The 17,382-nt window shown below is 76.1% G+C and carries 23 protein-coding genes and 1 pseudogene; 13 read left to right on the top strand and 11 right to left on the bottom strand.

Annotated features, from left to right (window positions below; genetic code table 11):
- The first annotated feature begins 71 nt into the window (after nucleotides 1-71).
- The 5 genes from ACGFI1_RS31450 to cydC all read left to right on the top strand — a co-directional run bounded on the left by ACGFI1_RS31450 (nucleotide 72) and on the right by cydC (nucleotide 6,682).
- Nucleotides 72-1,163 carry an MFS transporter gene (locus ACGFI1_RS31450; protein WP_392790649.1) on the top strand — a complete coding sequence of 364 codons (1,092 nt, stop codon included), beginning with the start codon at nucleotides 72-74 and terminating at the stop codon, nucleotides 1,161-1,163.
- A 122-nt stretch (nucleotides 1,164-1,285) separates the two neighbouring features.
- The gene (locus ACGFI1_RS31445; protein WP_392790646.1) at nucleotides 1,286-2,536 is read left to right on the top strand and encodes a cytochrome ubiquinol oxidase subunit I; all 1,251 of its coding nucleotides are present in this window, start codon (nucleotides 1,286-1,288) and stop codon (nucleotides 2,534-2,536) included.
- A gap of 48 nt (nucleotides 2,537-2,584) precedes the next feature.
- Nucleotides 2,585-3,328 carry a cytochrome d ubiquinol oxidase subunit II gene (locus ACGFI1_RS31440; RefSeq protein WP_392790643.1) on the top strand — a complete coding sequence of 248 codons (744 nt, stop codon included), beginning with the start codon at nucleotides 2,585-2,587 and terminating at the stop codon, nucleotides 3,326-3,328.
- Nucleotides 3,329-3,341: 13 nt separating this feature from the next.
- On the top strand, nucleotides 3,342-4,952 hold the full coding sequence (gene cydD / locus ACGFI1_RS31435; RefSeq protein ID WP_392790641.1) for a thiol reductant ABC exporter subunit CydD: 1,611 nt from the start codon (nucleotides 3,342-3,344) through the stop codon (nucleotides 4,950-4,952).
- The gene (gene cydC, locus ACGFI1_RS31430) at nucleotides 4,949-6,682 is read left to right on the top strand and encodes a thiol reductant ABC exporter subunit CydC (protein WP_392790637.1); all 1,734 of its coding nucleotides are present in this window, start codon (nucleotides 4,949-4,951) and stop codon (nucleotides 6,680-6,682) included. The genes cydD and cydC overlap by 4 nt, the downstream gene beginning before the upstream one ends.
- 31 nt (nucleotides 6,683-6,713) lie before the next feature.
- Here cydC and pdxR read toward each other — a convergent pair whose 3' ends face one another.
- Nucleotides 6,714-8,201 (bottom strand): MocR-like pyridoxine biosynthesis transcription factor PdxR, encoded by a 1,488-nt coding sequence (gene pdxR, locus ACGFI1_RS31425; RefSeq protein WP_392790635.1) that lies wholly within the window; start codon nucleotides 8,199-8,201, stop codon nucleotides 6,714-6,716.
- 29 nt (nucleotides 8,202-8,230) lie between these two features.
- Between pdxR and ACGFI1_RS31420 the strand changes: the two genes are divergently transcribed.
- On the top strand, nucleotides 8,231-9,082 hold the full coding sequence (locus ACGFI1_RS31420) for a methyltransferase domain-containing protein (RefSeq protein ID WP_392790632.1): 852 nt from the start codon (nucleotides 8,231-8,233) through the stop codon (nucleotides 9,080-9,082).
- Nucleotides 9,083-9,122: 40 nt separating this feature from the next.
- Here the strand turns inward: ACGFI1_RS31420 and ACGFI1_RS31415 are convergent, their stop codons facing one another.
- The 10 genes from ACGFI1_RS31415 to ACGFI1_RS31370 form a co-directional block, all read right to left on the bottom strand.
- Entirely contained in the window at nucleotides 9,123-9,593 is a 471-nt protein-coding gene (locus ACGFI1_RS31415) for a gas vesicle protein K (protein WP_386865802.1), read from the bottom strand.
- Complete coding sequence (locus tag ACGFI1_RS31410; RefSeq protein ID WP_301175847.1) at nucleotides 9,590-9,796, bottom strand: gas vesicle protein; 207 nt, start codon at nucleotides 9,794-9,796, stop codon at nucleotides 9,590-9,592. The genes ACGFI1_RS31415 and ACGFI1_RS31410 overlap by 4 nt, the downstream gene beginning before the upstream one ends.
- Nucleotides 9,793-10,695, bottom strand: a complete 903-nt coding sequence (locus ACGFI1_RS31405; protein ID WP_392790629.1) for a GvpL/GvpF family gas vesicle protein — start codon at nucleotides 10,693-10,695, stop codon at nucleotides 9,793-9,795. The genes ACGFI1_RS31410 and ACGFI1_RS31405 overlap by 4 nt, the downstream gene beginning before the upstream one ends.
- Nucleotides 10,692-11,135 (bottom strand): gas vesicle protein, encoded by a 444-nt coding sequence (locus tag ACGFI1_RS31400; protein ID WP_392790627.1) that lies wholly within the window; start codon nucleotides 11,133-11,135, stop codon nucleotides 10,692-10,694. Before ACGFI1_RS31400 ends, ACGFI1_RS31405 begins: the two co-directional genes overlap by 4 nt.
- 7 nt (nucleotides 11,136-11,142) lie before the next feature.
- Nucleotides 11,143-11,403, bottom strand: a complete 261-nt coding sequence (gene gvpO / locus ACGFI1_RS31395) for a gas vesicle protein GvpO (RefSeq protein WP_301178212.1) — start codon at nucleotides 11,401-11,403, stop codon at nucleotides 11,143-11,145.
- A gap of 12 nt (nucleotides 11,404-11,415) precedes the next feature.
- Nucleotides 11,416-11,667 (bottom strand): gas vesicle protein GvpG, encoded by a 252-nt coding sequence (locus tag ACGFI1_RS31390; protein WP_301178220.1) that lies wholly within the window; start codon nucleotides 11,665-11,667, stop codon nucleotides 11,416-11,418.
- Between the two features lie 5 nt (nucleotides 11,668-11,672).
- Nucleotides 11,673-12,449 carry a GvpL/GvpF family gas vesicle protein gene (locus tag ACGFI1_RS31385; RefSeq protein WP_392790625.1) on the bottom strand — a complete coding sequence of 259 codons (777 nt, stop codon included), beginning with the start codon at nucleotides 12,447-12,449 and terminating at the stop codon, nucleotides 11,673-11,675.
- A complete protein-coding gene (gene gvpJ / locus ACGFI1_RS31380) occupies nucleotides 12,446-12,892 on the bottom strand; it encodes a gas vesicle protein GvpJ (RefSeq protein WP_301178214.1) in 447 nt (148 codons plus the stop codon). Before gvpJ ends, ACGFI1_RS31385 begins: the two co-directional genes overlap by 4 nt.
- A 229-nt stretch (nucleotides 12,893-13,121) precedes the next feature.
- Nucleotides 13,122-13,394, bottom strand: coding sequence for a hypothetical protein (locus ACGFI1_RS31375; protein ID WP_392790623.1), 273 nt, complete (start codon nucleotides 13,392-13,394; stop codon nucleotides 13,122-13,124).
- A 62-nt stretch (nucleotides 13,395-13,456) separates the two neighbouring features.
- A complete protein-coding gene (locus tag ACGFI1_RS31370) occupies nucleotides 13,457-14,416 on the bottom strand; it encodes a TIGR03557 family F420-dependent LLM class oxidoreductase (protein ID WP_392790621.1) in 960 nt (319 codons plus the stop codon).
- Nucleotides 14,417-14,561: 145 nt separating this feature from the next.
- Between ACGFI1_RS31370 and ACGFI1_RS31365 the strand changes: the two genes are divergently transcribed.
- From ACGFI1_RS31365 to ACGFI1_RS31335, 7 genes and pseudogenes are all read left to right on the top strand, one after another.
- Nucleotides 14,562-15,095 (top strand): hypothetical protein, encoded by a 534-nt coding sequence (locus ACGFI1_RS31365; RefSeq protein WP_392790619.1) that lies wholly within the window; start codon nucleotides 14,562-14,564, stop codon nucleotides 15,093-15,095.
- Nucleotides 15,092-15,358 (top strand): monovalent cation/H+ antiporter complex subunit F, encoded by a 267-nt coding sequence (locus ACGFI1_RS31360; RefSeq protein ID WP_301178218.1) that lies wholly within the window; start codon nucleotides 15,092-15,094, stop codon nucleotides 15,356-15,358. The genes ACGFI1_RS31365 and ACGFI1_RS31360 overlap by 4 nt, the downstream gene beginning before the upstream one ends.
- A 16-nt stretch (nucleotides 15,359-15,374) precedes the next feature.
- Entirely contained in the window at nucleotides 15,375-15,668 is a 294-nt protein-coding gene (locus tag ACGFI1_RS31355; protein ID WP_387066911.1) for a monovalent cation/H(+) antiporter subunit G, read from the top strand.
- A 17-nt stretch (nucleotides 15,669-15,685) separates the two neighbouring features.
- The gene (locus ACGFI1_RS31350) at nucleotides 15,686-16,036 is read left to right on the top strand and encodes a Na(+)/H(+) antiporter subunit B (protein WP_364554826.1); all 351 of its coding nucleotides are present in this window, start codon (nucleotides 15,686-15,688) and stop codon (nucleotides 16,034-16,036) included.
- Nucleotides 16,033-16,581: pseudogene (locus ACGFI1_RS31345) on the top strand (MnhB domain-containing protein); the annotation flags it as partial. The gene ACGFI1_RS31350 and the pseudogene ACGFI1_RS31345, both read left to right, overlap by 4 nt.
- A gap of 49 nt (nucleotides 16,582-16,630) precedes the next feature.
- A complete protein-coding gene (locus tag ACGFI1_RS31340; RefSeq protein ID WP_392790617.1) occupies nucleotides 16,631-16,984 on the top strand; it encodes a sodium:proton antiporter in 354 nt (117 codons plus the stop codon).
- A complete protein-coding gene (locus ACGFI1_RS31335; protein WP_392791174.1) occupies nucleotides 16,981-17,379 on the top strand; it encodes a hypothetical protein in 399 nt (132 codons plus the stop codon). Before ACGFI1_RS31340 ends, ACGFI1_RS31335 begins: the two co-directional genes overlap by 4 nt.
- Nucleotides 17,380-17,382 lie beyond the last annotated feature (3 nt).

Raw genomic sequence — 17,382 nt, 5'->3', positions numbered from 1 at the left:
CACCTGAGGCGGGGCTCGCGCGGAGGCTGTACGCCTACGCGTTCCTCGAGGATTTCGTTCTTCTGTACCCGGTGTACGCGGTGCTGTTCGCCGACGCCGGGCTGTCCCCCGCTGAGATCTCGTCGCTGTTCGCGCTGTGGTCGGCCACGGCGTTCTTCTTGGAGCTGCCGTCCGGTTTGTGGGCGGATGTGTTCTCTCGCCGGTTGCTGCTGGTGATCGCTCCCCTGCTGCCTGGTACGGGTTTCGTGCTGTGGGCGTTCTTTCCGTCGTTCCCGGTGTTCGCCGCGGGTTTCGTGCTGTGGGGTGTGGGGTCGGCGCTGCGTTCGGGGACGATGCAGGCGCTGGTGTACGAGGAGTTGGAGCGGGTCGGTGCGGCGAGTGCGTACGCGCGTGTGATCGGCCGGTCCGAGGCGGTGTCGCTGCTGGCTGTGGTGGCGGCGTCGGCGGTGGCGTCGCCGGTGCTGGCGGTGGGCGGTTACCGGGCGCTGGGGGTGGCGAGTGCGGTGGTGTGCGCGGCGTGCGCGGTGGCGGGGTGGTTCCTGCCGGAGGTGCGGGGGTCGCGTGCGGGCGGGGATGAGCCGTCGCTGAGGGCGGTGGTGCGGGACGGGTGGGCGCAGGTGCGGCGGGAGCCGGCGGTGCGGTGGGCGCTGCTGCTGGTGGTGGTGCTGGAGGGGGTGACGTCGCTGGACGAGTATGTGCCGCTGCTGGTGCGGTCGACGGGGGTGGCGGCGGCGTCGGTGCCGTTGCTGGTTCTGGTGGTGACAGTGGGTGATGCGGTGGGCGGGTGGCTGGCGGGTCGGGGTGCGCGGTGGCTGGCGCCGGTGCTGGTGGTGGGTGCGGTGTGCCTTGCGGCGGGTGCGTTGAGCGGGCGTGCGGGTGGGCTGGTGCTGGTGGCGGCGGCGTTCGGGGTGTTCCGGTGGGCGATGGCGGCGGCGGACGCGCGGTTGCAGGAGCGGATCGGTGACGGGGCGCGGGCGACGGTGACGTCGGTGGCGGGTTTCGGTGCGGAGACGGTGGCGGTGCTGGTGTTCGCGGGGTGGGCGCTGGGGTCGCGGTGGGCGGGCGCGGGGGTGCTGATGGGGGTGGCCGCGGCGCCGTACGCGGTGGTGGCGTTAGTGCTGGGGTTGGTGCCGCGGCGGCGGCGCGTACATCGGGAGATGTAGGCGGGGCGGGGCGGCTACGCAAAAAGCGCATGGCGGTTGCACGCTCTCGCCCGATTCGCCGGTGGGGTGCGGGGGCCGAGGATCGTGGGGTCTTTGCGGGGCGATCCTTGGAGTGTGCGCTGATGGGTGTGGACGCGCTGATGCTGGCGCGGGTGCAGTTCGCGTTGACGGCGGGAACGCATTTCCTGTTCGTGGCGCTGACGCTGGGTCTGGCGACGCTGGTGGCGTTGACGCAGACGCGGGCGGCGGTGTCGGGCAGTGCGGTGCACGCGCGGATGGTGCGGTTCTGGGGCCAGCTGTACGTCGTGAACTACGCGGTGGGGATCGTCACGGGGCTGGTGATGGAGTTCCAGTTCGGGTTGAACTGGTCGGGTCTGTCGCGGGTGTCGGGGAGCGTGTTCGGGGCGCCGCTGGCGCTGGAGACGATCATCGCGTTCTTCGTGGAGTCGACGTTCCTGGGGTTGTGGATCTTCGGGTGGGATCGGCTGAACCGGTGGGTGCATCTGGCGCTGATCTGGGTGGTGACGCTGACGGCGTACCTGTCGGCGTACTTCGTGCTGGTCGCGAACGGGTGGCTGCAGCGTCCGGTGGGGTTCGAGATGGTGGACGGGACGGCGCGGCTGACCGATGCGGGGGCGCTGCTGGCGAATCCGACGGCGGTGCTGGCGTTCTTCCACGTCCTGTTCGGGGGCCTGCTGACGGCTGGGTTCTTCATGGCGGGGGTGAGCGGCTTCCATCTGCTGCGGCGGACGGCGGAGGTGGAGTTCTTCCGGCGGTCGATGCGCATCGGTCTGGTGACGGTGGTGCTGTCGGTGATGCCGGTGGTGGTGTTCGGGGGGATGCAGTTCCAGTACGTCCAGCCGACGAAGTCGGGCGGGGACGACGCGGCGGCCGCGGTGGCGGACTTCACGGCGCGGTTCGGTCCGGGCGACTACATGGCGCCGGGGCTGGCGGGGGTCGGTGAGGCGCTGATGATGTCGATGTGGTCGCTGATGATGCTGGTGGCCGGGGTGGCGCTGGTGAAGCTGCCGTTCGGGCGGTGGCTGGTGCGGGGGCGGGTGTTCCACGTGCTGATGATCGTGGCGGTGCCGCTGCCGTATGTGGCGATGGTGGCGGGGTGGGTGTTCCGTGAGGTGGGGCGGCAGCCGTGGATGGTGTACGGGGTGCTGAAGACCGAGGACGCGTTGTCGCCGGGGGTGGGTTCGGGGACGGTCGCGGTGTCGTTCGCGGCGTTCTCGGTGCTGTTCGCGGTGCTGTTCGGGGTGAACGCGTGGCTGCTGGCGCGGTTCGCGCGGCGGGGGCCGGAGGGGGCGGGGCTGGGTGCCTCTCCCCCGGCGGAGCCGCCGGTCCCGGCGATGAGCCCGACGTTCTGACGCGCGTCGTTCCGAAGTGGCGCACGACGTTTCGACTGGAGCCTGATCATGGATTCTCTCGCGGTGCTGTTGCTGGCGTTGTTCGCCGGCGGGTATCTGGTGCTGGCCGGCGCGGACATCGGGGTGGGGATGCTGCTGCCCTGGCTGGGGCGTGATCAGCGGGAGCGGCGGCTGGTGATCGCGTCGTTCGCGCCGTTCTTCCTGGGCAACGAGGTGTGGCTGGTGGCGTCGGCGGGGCTGGTGGCGGGTGCGTTCCCGGGGTTGGAGCACCGGCTGCTGGAGGAGCTGTATCCGCTGGTCGTGGTGCTGCTGATCGGCTGGGTGGTGCGCGACATGGGGTTGTGGCTGCGGGGCCGGGTGGACGCGGCGGCGTGGCGGTCGCTGTGGGACGGCGCGATCGTGGCGGGGAGTTGGGCGCTGGCGCTGGCGTGGGGGTCGGTGCTGGGTTCGGTGGTGGCGGGCGGCGGGTTGAACGCCGGGAGTGTGCTGGGGCTGCCGCTGGCGGCGCTGTTCGCGTGGCATGGTGCGGGGTTCGCGCGGTGGCGGCTGCCGGAGGGGCTGGCTGCGCGGGCTGCGCGGGTGCCGGCGCGGTACGGGTTGTCGGCGCTGGTGATGGCGGGTGCGCCGGTGGTGGCGGGTGTGGAGCTGCCGTGGTCGGAGGTGGTGGCCGCGGGTGGCGGGCTGACGTTGACGGTGGTGGGGACGGTGGTGGTGCTGCCGTTCCTGCTGGGGTCGCAGGCGTTGGTGTGGTGGACGTTCCGGGGGCGGGTCGAGGCCCCGTCGTACCTGTAGGCGGTGGCGGGCGGTGAAGGCGGTCGAGCGGCGTCTGCTGGGGTTGCTGCCCCGGCGGGTGGTGGCGGGGCTGGGTGTGCTGGCGGTGGGGCAGGGCGTCCTGCTGGTGGTGCAGGCGGAGCTGCTGGTGCGGGCGGTGGCGGGGCTGGATGCGGGTCCGCTGCCGTGGCTGGCGGGTGCGGTGGCGGTGCGGGCGGTGCTGGCGTGGGCGGTGACGCTGGTGGCGGGCCGGGCGGCGGCGCGGGTGAAGCGGGGGCTGCGGGCGGGGCTGCTGGGTGTCCCGGCGGGTGACGCGGGGTCGCGGGTGACGCTGCTGACGCGGGGTTTGGACGCGGTGGATCCGTTCTTCACCGGGTATGTGCCGCAGTTGCTGGCGGCGTGTGCGGTGCCGCTGCTGGTGCTGGTGCGGCTGTTCACGGTGGATTGGGCGTCGGCGCTGGTGGTGGCGGTGACGTTGCCGCTGGTTCCGGTGTTCGGGGCGCTGGTGGGGATGCGGACGGCGGCGCTGACGGGCCGGCAGTGGGGGCTGCTGCACCGGTTGGGCGGGCATTTCCGGGATGTGCTGGCGGGTTTGGGGACGTTGCGGGCGTTCGGCCGGACGGGGCATCAGTCGGTGGTGGTGCGGGAGCTGGCGGGTGAGCATCGGCGGGCGACGGTGCGGGCGCTGCGGGTGGCGTTCTTGTCGTCGCTGGTGCTGGAGCTGGTGTGTGCGCTGTCGGTGGCGCTGGTGGCGGTGCCGGTGGGGTTGCGTCTGCTGGACGGGCGGATGGTGCTGGCGTCGGGGCTGCTGGTGCTGGTGCTGACGCCGGAGGTGTATGCGCCGTTGCGGGGTCTGGGGCAGCGTTTCCACGCGAGTGCGGAGGGGGTTGCGGCGGCGGAGGCGGTGTTCGGGGCGCTGGATGTGCCCGCTCCCCCGGCGCCGGGGCGGGTGGTTCCGGGGGGCGGGGTGCCGGAGATCGTGCTGGAGGAGGTGACGGTGCGGTATCCGGGGTCGGCGGAGCCGGCGCTGGACCGGGTGTCGTTGCGGGTCGCGGCGGGTGAGCGGGTGGCGGTGACGGGTCCGTCGGGTGCGGGCAAGTCGACGCTGCTGCTGGTGGTGGCGGGGCTGGTGGTTCCGGAGTCGGGGCGGGTGCTGGTGGACGGGGTGGATCTGGCGGAGTTGGACGCGGCGGCGTGGCGGGCGCGGCTGGGGTGGGTGCCGCAGCGTCCGCATCTGTTCGCGGCGTCGGTGGCCGACAACATCCGGTTGGGTGATCCGGGGGCCGGGGACGCGGAGGTGCGGGCGGCGGCGCGGGCCGCGGCCGCGGATTTCGTCGAGGAGTTGCCGGAGGGGTTCGCGACGGTTCTGGGTGAGGGCGGTGCTGGGGTGTCGGCGGGTCAGCGGCAGCGGCTGGCGGTGGCGCGGGCGTTCTTGTCGGGTGGGCCGGTGATGCTGCTGGACGAGCCGACGGCGCGGCTGGATCTGCACAGTGAGCGGTTGCTGGTGGAGGCGGCGGGCCGGTTGCTGGCGGGGCGGACGGCGGTGGTGGTGGCGCATCGTCCGGCGCTGCTGGGGCTTGTGGACCGGGTGGTGCGGCTGGAGGGCGGCCGTGTGGCGGCGGCGCGGGAGAAGGAGGCGGCGTGAACGGGGTGGACGTGAACGGGGCGGGCGGGCTGCGGGGCGTGTGGGGTGCGGTGCGCCCGCATGCGGTGCGGCTGGTGGCGGCGGGGCTGGCGGGTGCGGCGGCGGAGCTGTGCGGGCTGGGGCTGATCGCGGCGGCCGCGTGGCTGATCGCGCGGGCGGCGCAGCGGCCGGAGCTGGCGGCGCTGTCGCTGGCGATCGTGGCGGTGCGGGGGTTCGCGCTGGCGAAGGGTTCGCTGCGGTATGTGGAGCGGCTGGCGGGGCATGACGCGGCGCTGCGGGCGCTGGCGGAGTTGCGGGGGCGGGTGTTCGACGCGTTGGCGGCGTCGTCCGCGGCGGTGCGGGGCCGGGTGCGGGACGGTGATGCGCTGACGCGGATGGTGTCGGATGTGGACGCCGTGCAGGATCTGCTGCTGCGGTGCGTGCTGCCGGCGTTCGCGGCGGTGGTGTGCGGTGGCGCGGGTGTGGCGGTGTGCTCGGCGGTGGACGTGCGGGCGGGGCTGGTGGTGGCGGCGGGTGTGCTGGTGGCGGGTGTGGTGCTGCCGGTGGCGGCTGCGGTGGCGGGCGGCCGGGCGGCGGCGCGGGCCGCGGCGGGGCGTGAGGCGTTGGCGGTGGCGTCGCTGGACGTGCTGGAGGGGGCGGCGGATCTGGCGGTGTTCGGTGCGTCGGACCGGTTCGCGGCGCGGGCGCGGGACGTGGCGGGGCGGCTGGAGCGTGCGGAGCGGTCGGGTGCGCGGGTGGCGGCGGTGGTGGCCGCGGCGGGTTTCGCGGTGCAGGGCGCGGTGGTGGCCGCGGCGGTGTGGGCGGGGTTGCGTGCGGGCGTGGACGAGGTGGGGGCGGCGGTGCTGGCGTTGACGGCGCTGGTGGCGGTGGAGTCGGTGCTGCCGCTGGCGGGTGCGGCGCAGCGGCTGCGGGAGGTGTGGCCGGGGGTGCGGCGGGTGGGTGCGGTGCTGGCGGCTCCGGCGGAGCTGGCGGTGTCGTGTCCGGTGGCGGTGCCGCGGGGTCCGCTGGAGGTGCAGTTGCTGGGGGTGCGGGTCCGCTATGGCGGGCGTGTGGCGTTGGACGGGGTGGATCTGCGGGTGGGGCGGGGCCGGCGGGTCGCGGTCGTGGGGGCGAGCGGGGCGGGCAAGAGCACGTTGCTGGCGGCGGTGTCGGGTGAGGTCGCGGCGGTGTCGGGGGCGGTGCTGCTGGGCGGGCGGGCGGTGGCCCGGTACGCGCCCGGGGACGTGCGGGCGGCGGTGCGGGGGCTGGCGCAGGACGCGCACGTGTTCGCCGGGACGGTGCGGGCGAACCTGCTTTTGGCGCGTCCGGACGCGGGTGAGGCCGAGCTCGCGGCGGCGGCGGCGCGGGCGCGGTTCACCGAGGTGGTGGAGGCGCTGCCGGAGGGGTGGGACACGGTGGTGGGCGCGGGCGGGCGGGGCCTGTCGGGCGGGCAGCGGCAGCGGCTGCTGCTGGCGCGGGCGCTGCTGGCCGATCCGCCGGTGCTGGTGCTGGACGAGCCGGCCGAGGCGCTGGATCCGGTGGCGGCGGACGCGTTGACGCGGGATCTGCTGGAGGCGCCGGGCGGGGGGACGCTGCTGCTGGTGACGCATCGTCTGGCGGCGCTGGGTTCGGCGGACGAGGTGGTGGTGATGGACCGGGGGCGGGTGGTGCAGCGGGGCCGGCATGCGGAGCTGGTGGCGGTGCCGGGTGCTTACCGGGATCTGTGGGAGGCGGAGCTGCTGGCGGCGTGACCCCCTTCGCCTCCGGTGGTGGGGTGGGTGGTCAGGTGAGGGTTTTGAGGGCGCGGCCGAGGGCGGCGATGCCGTCGGTGATGTCGGTGGCGGTGGCGGCGGCGTAGCCGAGGACGAGTCCGGGCGGGCCGGGGCGCTGGGCGTGCCAGGACAGCGGCTGGACCTTGACCCCTTCGCGGAGGGCGGCCGCGGCCAGGGCGGTGTCGTCGGTGCGGGGGTGCAGGGTGATGGTGAGGTGCAGGCCGGCTGCGGCGCCGTGGACGGCGGCGCCGGGCAGGTGCGCGCGGATCGCGTCGATCATGGTGTCGCGGCGGCGGCGGTGGCGGGTCCGCAGCGGCCGCAGGGCGCGTTCCATGGCGCCGGTGGCCATGAGTTCGGCGAGGACGAGCTGGGGCAGGGCGGCGTTGCCGAGGTCGGCGAAGCGCTTCTCGGCGATGACGGCGTCCAGGAAGGCGGGGGGCGGCAGGAGCCAGCCGGTGCGCAGGGCGGGGGCCAGGAGTTTGGAGACGCTGCCGGCGTAGAAGACGCGGTCGGTGAGCAGGGACCGCAGGGCGGGGACGGGCGGGCGGTCGTAGCGGTGCTCGGCGTCGTAGTCGTCCTCGATGATCAGTCCGCCGGCGGCGGCCCAGGCCAGCAGGTCGCGGCGGCGGGGCCCGGACAGGACGGCGCCGGTCGGGAACTGGTGGGCGGGGGTGAGCAGGACGGCGGGCGCGGCGGTGGCGCGCAGGCGGTCGACGCGGACGCCGTCGGCGTCGACGGGGACGGGCGGGGTGGCGATGGCGCCGTGCCGCAGGTGCTGGCGGGCGCCGAGGGAGCCGGGGTCCTCGACGGCGACGGTGCGGGTGCCGGCGGCGGTGAGGGCGCGGGCGATGAGGCCGAGGGCCTGGGCGGTGCCGGCGGTGATGACGATGGCGGCGGGGTCGGCGCGGATGCCGCGGTTGCGGGCGAGCCAGTCGGCGACGGCGGTGCGCAGGGCGGGGGCGCCGCGGGGGTCGCCGTAGCCGAGGGCGGCTGCGGGCAGGTCGCGCAGGACGGTGCGTTCGGCGCGCTGCCAGGCGGCGCGGGGGAAGGCCGACAGGTCGGGGACGCCGGGGGTGAGGTCGATGCGGGCGGGTGCGGCGCGCAGGGCGTCGAAGGCGTCGGCGCCGGGCGCGCCGTGGAACGGGTCGGGGTGGGACGGGTCGGCGGTGGGCGGGGCGGCGGGTGCCGGGGGCGGGGTGAGGGGTGCGGCGACGACGACGGTGCCGGCGCGGCCGCGTCCGGCGAGGTGGCCTTCGTCGGTGAGGCGCTGGTAGGCGTCGGTGACGACGCCGCGGGAGACGCGCAGGTCGGCGGCGAGGGTGCGGGTGGGCGGGAGGCGGGCGCCGACGGGCAGGCGGCCGTCGGCGATGGCGTCGCGGAGCCGCCGGGCGAGCCAGTCCGCCAGGCCGCCGGGCGGGGCGTCGGCGGGGTCGAGCTGCAGGAAGTCCGACCCGCGGGTTATGGCCCGGTCGGTTTCGTCGCGATTGGACCTGTGCACCGGACCATTGTGGCCCCAGGGTGGGTTCCATGGAGACGATGACGACGGCGGCCGGGGGCGGCGCGGGGGCGGCGGCCGGTTACGTGCACGGGTATTCGGGCCGGGAGGCGCGGCGGCTCGGCGACCAGGCCGACGCGCTCGCCGAGCTGCTGCACGGCGGGACGTCCTATCCGGCGGGCAGCCGCGTGCTGGAGGCCGGGTGCGGGGTCGGCGCGCAGACGGTGCACCTGGTGGCCCGCTCCCCCGGCGCGCACGTGACCGCGATGGACGTCTCGGCGGCGTCGCTGGCGCGGGCCCGCGCCCGGGTGGAGGCCGAGCGTCCCGGCGCGCGGGTGCAGTGGTGCCGCGCGGACCTGTACGACCTGCCGTTCGGCGACGGCGTGTTCGACCACGTGTTCGTCTGCTTCGTGCTGGAGCACCTGCCGGATCCGCGGGGCGCGCTGGCGGGGCTGCGGCGGGTGCTGCGGCCGGGCGGGACGCTGACGGTGGTGGAGGGCGACCACGGGTCGGCGTTCCTGCACCCCGACAGCGCCCACGCCCGCGCCGTGATCGCGCACCAGGTGGCGCTGCAGGCCGCGGCGGGCGGGGACGCGCTGATCGGGCGGCGGCTGCGTCCGCTGCTGGCGGCGGCCGGGTACGCGGGAGTGAGCGCCGGTCCCCGCACGGTGTACACCGACCGGGACCGGCCGGGCCTGGCGGAGGCGTTCACGCGCGCCACGTTCACCGCGATGATGGCGTCGGTGCGCGACGAGGCGGTCGCGGCGGGGCTGGCCACGCCCGCCGACTGGGACCGCGGTGTCGCCGACCTGCTGCGGGCCGCCGGGCCGGAGGGGACGTTCCATTACACGTTCTTCAAGGCGACGGCGGTGAACCCGGGGTGACGCCCCGCCGGTCCCCGCCCGTCCCGGCGGGGCCGGGCGGTCAGTCGTCGGGCAGGAGGGGCCCGAGGGGGCCCAGGTCGAGGTTGAGGTCGTGGTCGTCGAGGCCGAAGTGGTCCTTGAGCCGGGTCATGGCCTCCTCCAGCCGCATCAGCGCCAGCCCGAGGTCCTCGATCTGCGCGTCGGTGAGGTCGCCGCCCTCGGCGCGGCGCAGCGCCTGCCGCTCCATGAGCTGGCGGATCAGCTCGACCAGGGTGAGGACGAGCTTGACCAGGTCCCGCTCGACCGTCTCGGGGTCGGACCGCAGCCGCTGCATCGTCCGGGACGACCGCTCGCGCAGGTCCCGCTCCCGGGCGGGCGCCGCCCGCACCGGGCCGCCGCCGGCGGCGGGGCCGGTGAGGAGGTCGTCGGTGAACGGGTCGCCGGGGGCGGGGTCGCGCACCGACACCTCCCCCGTCACCGGCTCCCGGTAGGGGTCGTGGTGGTGGTCGTGGTGGGGGGCGTGGTCGGTCACGGGCGGTCCTCCTCGGGCAGCAGCTCGTCGCGGACGGTGGTGATCAGCGCCCGCAGCGACACCTGCACCAGGTCGACCCCGGCGATGGAGATCACCAGGTCCCCGGCGATGACGACGCCGCCGGCCAGCAGCCGGTCGAGCAGGTCCACCAGCGCGATCCGCTCCAGCGGCGCGTCGGCGCCGTGGTCCAGGACGGCCGTCACACGTCCTCCGGCGTCCGGGCGGGCGCGGCGGCCTCGATGAAGGAGTACGGCGGCCAGGGCCCCGTCACCTCCACCTCGATGCCGGGCAGCCGGTCCCCCGCCGCGCGCGCCACCGCCAGGAACCCCGCCGCCTGCTCCTCGTCCAGCAGGTAGGCGGCGTTGAGGATCTGCGTGCCGTCGCGGCCGGACAGGCGCGGGTCCTGCGGCGGGTGGTGCCGGGACGCCACGGCGTGGTCGGCGAGCTCGGCGTGGACGGCGGCGGCCTGCTCGGCGGCCCGCCGCCCCGCGTCGGCGCGGCGGCGGCGTTCGCGCTGGCGGCGCTGCAGGTAGGCCGTGCCCGCGCCGGCGGCCGGTGCGTCGCCGGCGCCGGGGTTGGGGCCGGTGAGGGGCTCGGCCGTGGGCTCGAGCCCCCCACCGGGGTCGGTGCCGGCCCGCATGGCCTCGGGGTCGGCGTAGGCCTTCACGCCCCATTCGGCGCGGCCGGAGACCAGGTCGAGGATCTCGGCGAACCGCTCGCCCTGCGCCGCCAGCACCTCGGCGACGCGGCCGTCGTCGCGGTAGATCGTGGCGATCCGCACCGGGGCGGTGGGAGCGGTGCGCGCGGCGCGGTCCACCACGTCGTGGTGGGCGCGGGCAGTGGCCTCCAGCCACGCCAGGTCCTCCAGGTTGGCGCGCAGCGCGGCCTCGCCGTACTCGGCGAGCGCGACGGTGCTGACCAGCGCGGTCAGCCCGCCGGCGGCGACGCCGCGCACGGGCGCGCCGCCCACCCCGGCGGCGCCGCCGAGCGCGGCCGGGTCCAGGCCCCGCGCCACCCCGTACAGGTAGACGGCGCTGTCCCCGTCCATGCCCGTGGCCGTGGCGGTGCCGGTCTCGGGGCCGGTTTCGGTGGTGCCGGTCATGATGTGGACTCCTTCCCGGGTGCCGGGCGGGCCGCGTCGCGCTCGCCGCCGCCGTCCGCGCCGTCCGCGCCGGTGCCGGCGGTGCCGGCGGTGCCGGCTTCCAGGGCGGCGAGGCGTTCGCGGAGCCGCCGGTTCTCCGCGGCCAGCTCGTCGCGGTCGCCCGCGCCCGCCGCGTCGTCGCGGCGGGCCTTGGACGACAGCGACGGGTCGTGCTCCCACCAGTCGATGCCCATCTCCTTGGCCCGGTCCACCGACGCCACCAGCAGCCGCAGCTTGATGGTCAGCAGCTCGATGTCGAGCAGGTTCACCCGCACGTCCCCGACGATCACGATCCCCTTGTCGAGGATGCGCTCCAGCAGGTCCGCCAGGTTGGCCGAGGTCCGCTCGCCGGCCATCGACCGTGCCGGGGACCGGGCGCCGGTCCAGGAGATCTCGCTCACGTCGCGTTCAGTCCCTCTCCACTCGTCCGCGGGGGTAGCGGCGGGCGCGGCGGTAGCCGACCAGCTCCCCCTCCGCGTCCACCTCGGTGTCGTAGGCCGCGAGGATGTCGGCCGAATCGGGGATGCGGCGGGTCTCCACGACCTCGACCGTGACGCGCCAGCCGCCCTCCCCGGCGCGCTCGATCCCCACCACGCTCTCGGCGGCGCGGCCGGTCATCGCGGTGACGTGCTCGGCCGCCCGCTTGGCGGCCTCGGACGCGGACAGCATCGCGGCCTCCCGTCACCCGCCCGGCCGGTAGCCGCGGGCCCGGCCCTCGTTGAGCCGGCGGATCAGCTCGTCCTCGCGGGCCGCGGCCTCCTCGTCGGTGATCTCGCCGGCGGCGGCCTCGTCGGCGACCTGCTGCATCTCCGCGGCGATCCGCGCCGGGTCGTACAGCTGCGCCTCGGCCTGCTCGGTGAGGGTCTCGGCCAGCCACATCACGCCCCGCACGGGCGCGAGCGGCAGCGTCACCAGGCCGGTGAACAGTCCCATCGCGGTCACGCCTCCGGGACGAAGTCGTAGGGCGGCAGCGGCCCGATCAGCCGGATCCGGATCCGGTCGGCGTGCTCGCGGCCGAGCTCCTCCACCGCCCGCTCGAACGCGTCGCGGCGGTCGGCGCGGACCAGGAACGAGGCGTCCAGGACGTCCTCCTCGCGGGCGGGCGTCTTGCGGGCGAACGCCTCCGCCGCGGGCGCGGCCCGGTCCAGCAGGGCCTGCCCGTCGCCGCCGCGGCGCCGCTCCATGGCCTGCGCGATCAGTTCGCCGAGCCGGATGCGGTCGTAGTAGACGGCGTCGGCGGCGTCCGGGGGGACCTCGCGCAGCCGCCGCGACAGCTCGGCGATCTCCGGTTCGGCCGCGATGATCTCGCCGAGGACCTCGTCCTGGACGTAGGTGGCCTTCAGGCGCAGCTCGACCCGGCCCTCCAGGCCGTCCAGGACCTGGGCGAAGCGGTCGGCGTTGCCGGCCAGCAGCTCCTTCTCCACGGCGCCGCGGTCGGCCAGCGCGGCGCCGAACCGGAACGGCAGCACCGCGGTTCCGGCCTCCACCAGGGCGTTCAGGACCCGCTGGTGGGAGACCAGGTCGGCGCGCTCGCCGAGCGCGCGGCCGGTGGGCAGGTCGCTGACGACCGCTGCGCAGGGGCCGCCGTCGCCGACCAGCGCCACCGGCGCGTCGTCCAGGCCGGCGAGGCCGTCGGGCAGCCGCGCGTCCGCGCGGGTCACTCCGTACACGTACTGCGGGGCGCCGGCGCCGGCGGGGGGTTGCGGCGTGCTCATTCGTCCTCGTCCTCCTTCTTGCGGGACGAGCGGCGCCGTGCGGGCTGCCGCTCCTCACCGGAGTCCTCGGAGTCGGAGTCGCCGCCGCCGAAGGTCTCCTTCAGCCGCTCCTGCGCGCCTTCCAGGGCGCCGCGGGTCTTCTTCTTCGCGCCCGACTCCTGCATGCCCTCCACGAACTGCGGCAGGCCCTGGGAGGTGCCGTCGTGGGCGATGTCGAGCCGGTTCACCGCCTCGGCGAAGCGGAGGTAGGTGTCGACGCTGGCGACGACGATCCGCACGTCGATGGTCAAGATCTCGATCCCGACCAGCGACACCCGCGCGTACAGGTCGATGACCAGGCCCTTCTCCAGGATCAGGTCGACGACGTCGGCGAGGCTGCTGCTGGATCCGCCGCGCTGGACGTAGTTGCTGCCCGAAGTCTGCTGGGCGATCGGCCCAGTCATGTCATCTCCTCTGCTGGGGGTTTTGTATGGGATTGGGGTTCGGCATGGACCCCGGTGTACCCACACCGATCTCTCTAAACGGGAGGTCTGGTTTTGGTCACGGACAGGTCGGCGTCCGTCCACGGACCGTCACGGTGCTGTTTCACCGCGTGTCAGCGGGTGGGCGTGCGGACGCCCCCGGGGCCTGCCCGGGGGCGTCCGGTAGGGGGCGGTTGCCGGTGGTGCGGGGTCAGCGCCTCTTGGCGGTGAGGCGGCCTACGGCGACGCCGGCGACGGCGGCCGCCGCGACCGGCGCGGCCCGCAGGAACCGCCGCAGCGTCACCAGCCTGGCCAGCGCCTTCGCGCGGCCGGGCAGCGCCGCCACCGGTCCCGCCACCGGTCCTGCCGCGGCTTGCGCGGTCGCGCCGGCGGACCGGCCCGCGTCGGCGGCGTTCCCGCCGAGCCGGGCCGCGTTCTGCTTCACCTGTCCGGACCCGTTGCCGGGAACCGAGGGGGTTTCCATCGTCCTTCCTTCCTTCGGGGAATCGTTGGGCAGTGGTCGTGTGGGGTGGGCGTGGGGGCGGGTCAGCCGCCGCGCAGGCGCGGCAGGACCTCGCCGGCGTAGAACTCGAAGAACCCGTCGGCGCGGGGCCCGATCTGCGAGACGAACACGTCGTCGCAGCCGGCGTCGGCGTAGGCGCGCAGGGCCCGCTCGTGCACCGCCGGGTCGGGTCCGCACGGCACCGCCTCGGCCACCATGTCGGTGGTCACCAGCTGCGTCAGCTGCCGGAACTGGCGCGGCAGCGGCAGCAGCTGGTTGGCCTCGCCGGGCAGGTAGTCGCTGCCCCAGATCCGGCGGGCGGTCTCGCGCGCCTCGGCCTCGTCGGGTCCCCAGCACGCCTTCAGCCCGCCCTGCACCGGCTTGCCCTCGCCGCCGCCGTGCCGGAACACCCTCACCAGGTCGGCGTCGGGCATCATGCAGATGAACCCGTCGGCCAGCCGCCCGGCCAGCGTCGCCGCCTTGGCGCCGAACCCGGACATGTGGATCGGGGGCGGCTCGTCCGGCAGCGTGTACAGCCGCGCGGTGTCCAGCCGGTAGTGCTCGCCGCGGTGGGTGACGAGCGTGCCGGTGAACAGCCGCCGGATCAGCTCGACGGCCTCCTCCAGCATCTCCAGCCGCTCGGCGGCGGGCGGCCACCGCGAGTCGAGGATGTGCTCGTTCAGGAACTCGCCCGTCCCGACGCCGAGGGTGAACCGGCCGCCGGTCAGCACCGCGCTCGTCGCCGCCGCCTGCGCCACGATCGCCGGATGGGTGCGCACCAGCGGGCACGTCACCGCGGTCCCGATCGGCAGCGACGTCACCTGCGACAGCGCGCCGATCACCGACCAGGCGAACGGCGCCTGGCCCTGCTCGTCCAGCCACGGGTGGAAGTGGTCGGAGATCCACAGGGCCTCGAACCCGGCCTCCTCGGCCATCCGCGCCTGCCGGATCAGCTCGGCGGGCTCGTGCTCCTCGGTCGCCAGGAAGTACCCGTACCTGGTCATCCACGCCTCCCCTGCGCCACTGGGTTTCGCCGTGCCTGCGCTTAGCGCGCCCTACCCCGGCGGAACCCGCCAAACATCGGCGCCGCGCGGGGCCAGGCGCCCGGGCGGGACGGTTGGAATCGTCGGTCCGGGTATGGCGGAGGTCATGTCCGCCCCAACACTCCCCCATCGGTCCGGCTGGGTCCGCCGGGCCGCCGAGCCGCCGGCCTGGTGGACGGCGCTGATGGCGGTCTACCTCGGGCTGGTGCCGGCGATCTCCCCGACGGAGGTCGCGGTCGCGGCGGCGGCGGCAGCGGCCGGCGCCGCCGCCGCGGTCGCCGCGCGCCGCGCCCTGCTCACCGGCGGCCGTGGGTGGGGCCCGCGGCCCGCGCCGGCTGCGGGCCGGGTCGCGGCGGCGCTGGCGCGGCTGCCCGTCCAGGTCGTCGCCGACACCGCCCGGATCACCGTGCGCGGCGCGTCCGGCGGGCACTGGACGGAACTGCCCGCAGTGCCCGGTCCCGCCGGGCTCGGCGCCGCGGCGCTGCTGCTGTCGGCCTCCCCCGCCTCCTACGTCGGCGGCGTCGATCCCGGGCGGGGCGTGGTGCGCGTCCACCGCCTGGCGCGCGGGCCGTCGCCCTTCGAGCGGAGCCTGCGCGCGGCCGGGCTCATCGGTCCCGGACGCGGCGGCGGCGCGCCGTGACGGGCGGCGCCGCCGGCACCGCGGTCCCCGCGCTGGTGCTCATGCTCGGCGGTCTCGCGCCGGCGCTGCTGGGCACGCTGCGCGGGCGTCCCGCGACGCGGCTCGCCGGGCTCATCGTCACCGGGCCGCTGGTCACCCTGGTGCTGGTGCTGCTGGCCGCCGCCTACGGCCGCCCCGCCTACCTGGACGTGGCGCTGGTGCTGGCGCTGCTGTCGTTCGCCGGGTCGCTGGTGTTCGCCCGGTTCCTGAACCGGACCCTGTGAGCCCTCGGGAGCCGTGATGAGCCTGGACCTGCTCGCCGACGCGCTGACCTGGGCCGGCGCCGCGGTCGCGGTGGCCGCCGGGCTGCGGCTGCCCCTCACCCGCGGCGCCGCGGCGCGGCTGCACGCGGTCGCGCCGGTCACCGCGCTGGCCGCGCCGCTGCTGATCGCCGGGGTGGCGCTGCGGCCCTGGTCGTCCTGGCACGACGTCGCCAAGCTCGCCGCGATCGCGGTGCTGCTGACCGCGACGGGGCCGCCCGCCGTCATCACCGCCGGGCAGGCCGCCGACCGCGCCACCACCGGCAGGGAGTGAAAGGGAGTGAAGCAGCCGTGACCACCGCCGCCCTGACCACCGTCGCCGCGGACGCGCTGTCGGGGCCGCTCGCCGACGCGCTCATCACCGCCGCGCTCGCGCTGACCGCCGCCATGGCCACCGCCGTCGTGCTGACCCGCGACCCCGTCCGGCAGGCGATCGTGCTGTCGGGGTACGGGGCGACGCTGGGGCTGCTGTTCCTGATCCTGCAGGCGCCCGACGTCGCGATGTCGCAGCTGGGCGTCGGGACGGTCCTGCTGCCGCTCATCGTGGTGCTGGCCCTGCACGCCGCCCGCCGCCACCGCCGCGACCACAGCGACGGCGGTGGCGGTGAGGGGGCCGGGGACGGGCGGGAGGCGCGCCGATGACGCCCCGCGCCCGCCTCCTGCTGTTCGCCGGCGGCGCCGCCGGGACCTTCGCGCTGTTCACCGCCGGGGTCCTCGGCCTGCCCGCGTTCGGCGGCGCGTCGCACCCCTACGCCGACCGCGCCGTCCGGGAGGCCGTCCGGCAGGGCACCCCCAACGCCGTCGCGTCGGTCACCTTCGACCAGCGCGCCTTCGACACCCTCGGGGAGGAGCTGATCCTGCTGGCGGCGGCGCTCGGCGCCGTCGTGCTGCTGCGCGCCGTCGCCGGGGAGCGGCGCGGCGCCGCGCACCGGCACGGGCCCGCCGAGGTCCCGGACGCGCTGCGCGTCACCGGGTGCCTGCTGCTGCCCCTGACCCTGGTCGCCGGGGTCTACATCGTCGCGCACGGCCACCAGTCCCCCGGCGGCGGATTCCAGGGCGGCGTCGTCCTCGGCACCGCCGTCCACCTGCTCTACCTGGCCGGCGACTACCCGGCGCTGCGGCGGCTGCGCCCGGTCCCGGTGCTGGAGTCCGCCGAGGCAGCGGCGGCCGCCGCGTTCACGCTGCTGGCCCTGGCCGCCGCCGGGCAGGCCGCGCCCGGACGCGGGAGGGGCCCGCATGAGCGTCCTGCCCTACCTGACCGCCGGGTGGATCATGCTCGCCGGCGTGTACGGGATCGTCACCAGCCGCGACCTGATCCACGCCGTGGTGTGCCTGTCGGTCACCCAGTCCGGCACCTACGTGCTGCTGCTGGCCATCGGGCACCGCTACGGCGCCACCGCGCCGGTGTTCTCCGACCGGCCGCCGCCGCCCGCCGGGCCGCCCGTCACCGACCCCGTCGTGCAGGCCATGGCCCTCACCGACATCGTCGTCGGCGCCACCGTCACCGCGCTGCTGCTGGCCCTGGCCGTGCAGGTCGCCAAGCGGCGCGGCACCCTGGACCCCGACGCGCTGCGCTCGCTGGAATCGTGATCCCCTCCGCCGCGGTCGCGCTGCAGGCCGCCGTCGCGCTGCCGGTGCTGGCCGCGGCGGTGCTGGCCGGCGCCGGGCGGTGGCTGCCGCGGCCCGCCGTGGACGCGACCGCGCTGGCGGCCGCGGCCGCCGTCACCGCCCTGACCGCGCTCACCCTCGCCCGCTCCGGCCGCGGCCCCCAGGTCGCCTGGCTCGGCGGGTGGGGGCCCGGCACCGGCGTCGGCATCCCCCTGGCCGCCGACCCCCTCGCCGCCGGGCTGGCCTGCGTCACCGCCGCCCTCACCCTGGCCGCGCTGGCCTTCTCCTGGCTGCCTAATGACTTTGTCAAGCCGCTGCGGGCGTGTAGTCGGTGCTGTAGGGGTGTCGGGTGCGCAGGATGGCGTGCAGGACGTTGACGC

The organism is Actinomadura geliboluensis, assembly GCF_043197915.1.
Classification (GTDB): domain Bacteria; phylum Actinomycetota; class Actinomycetes; order Streptosporangiales; family Streptosporangiaceae; genus Spirillospora; species Spirillospora geliboluensis.
The sequence above is the reverse complement of the archived record's forward strand: the minus strand, read 5'-3'. Positions and strand labels throughout refer to the sequence as shown.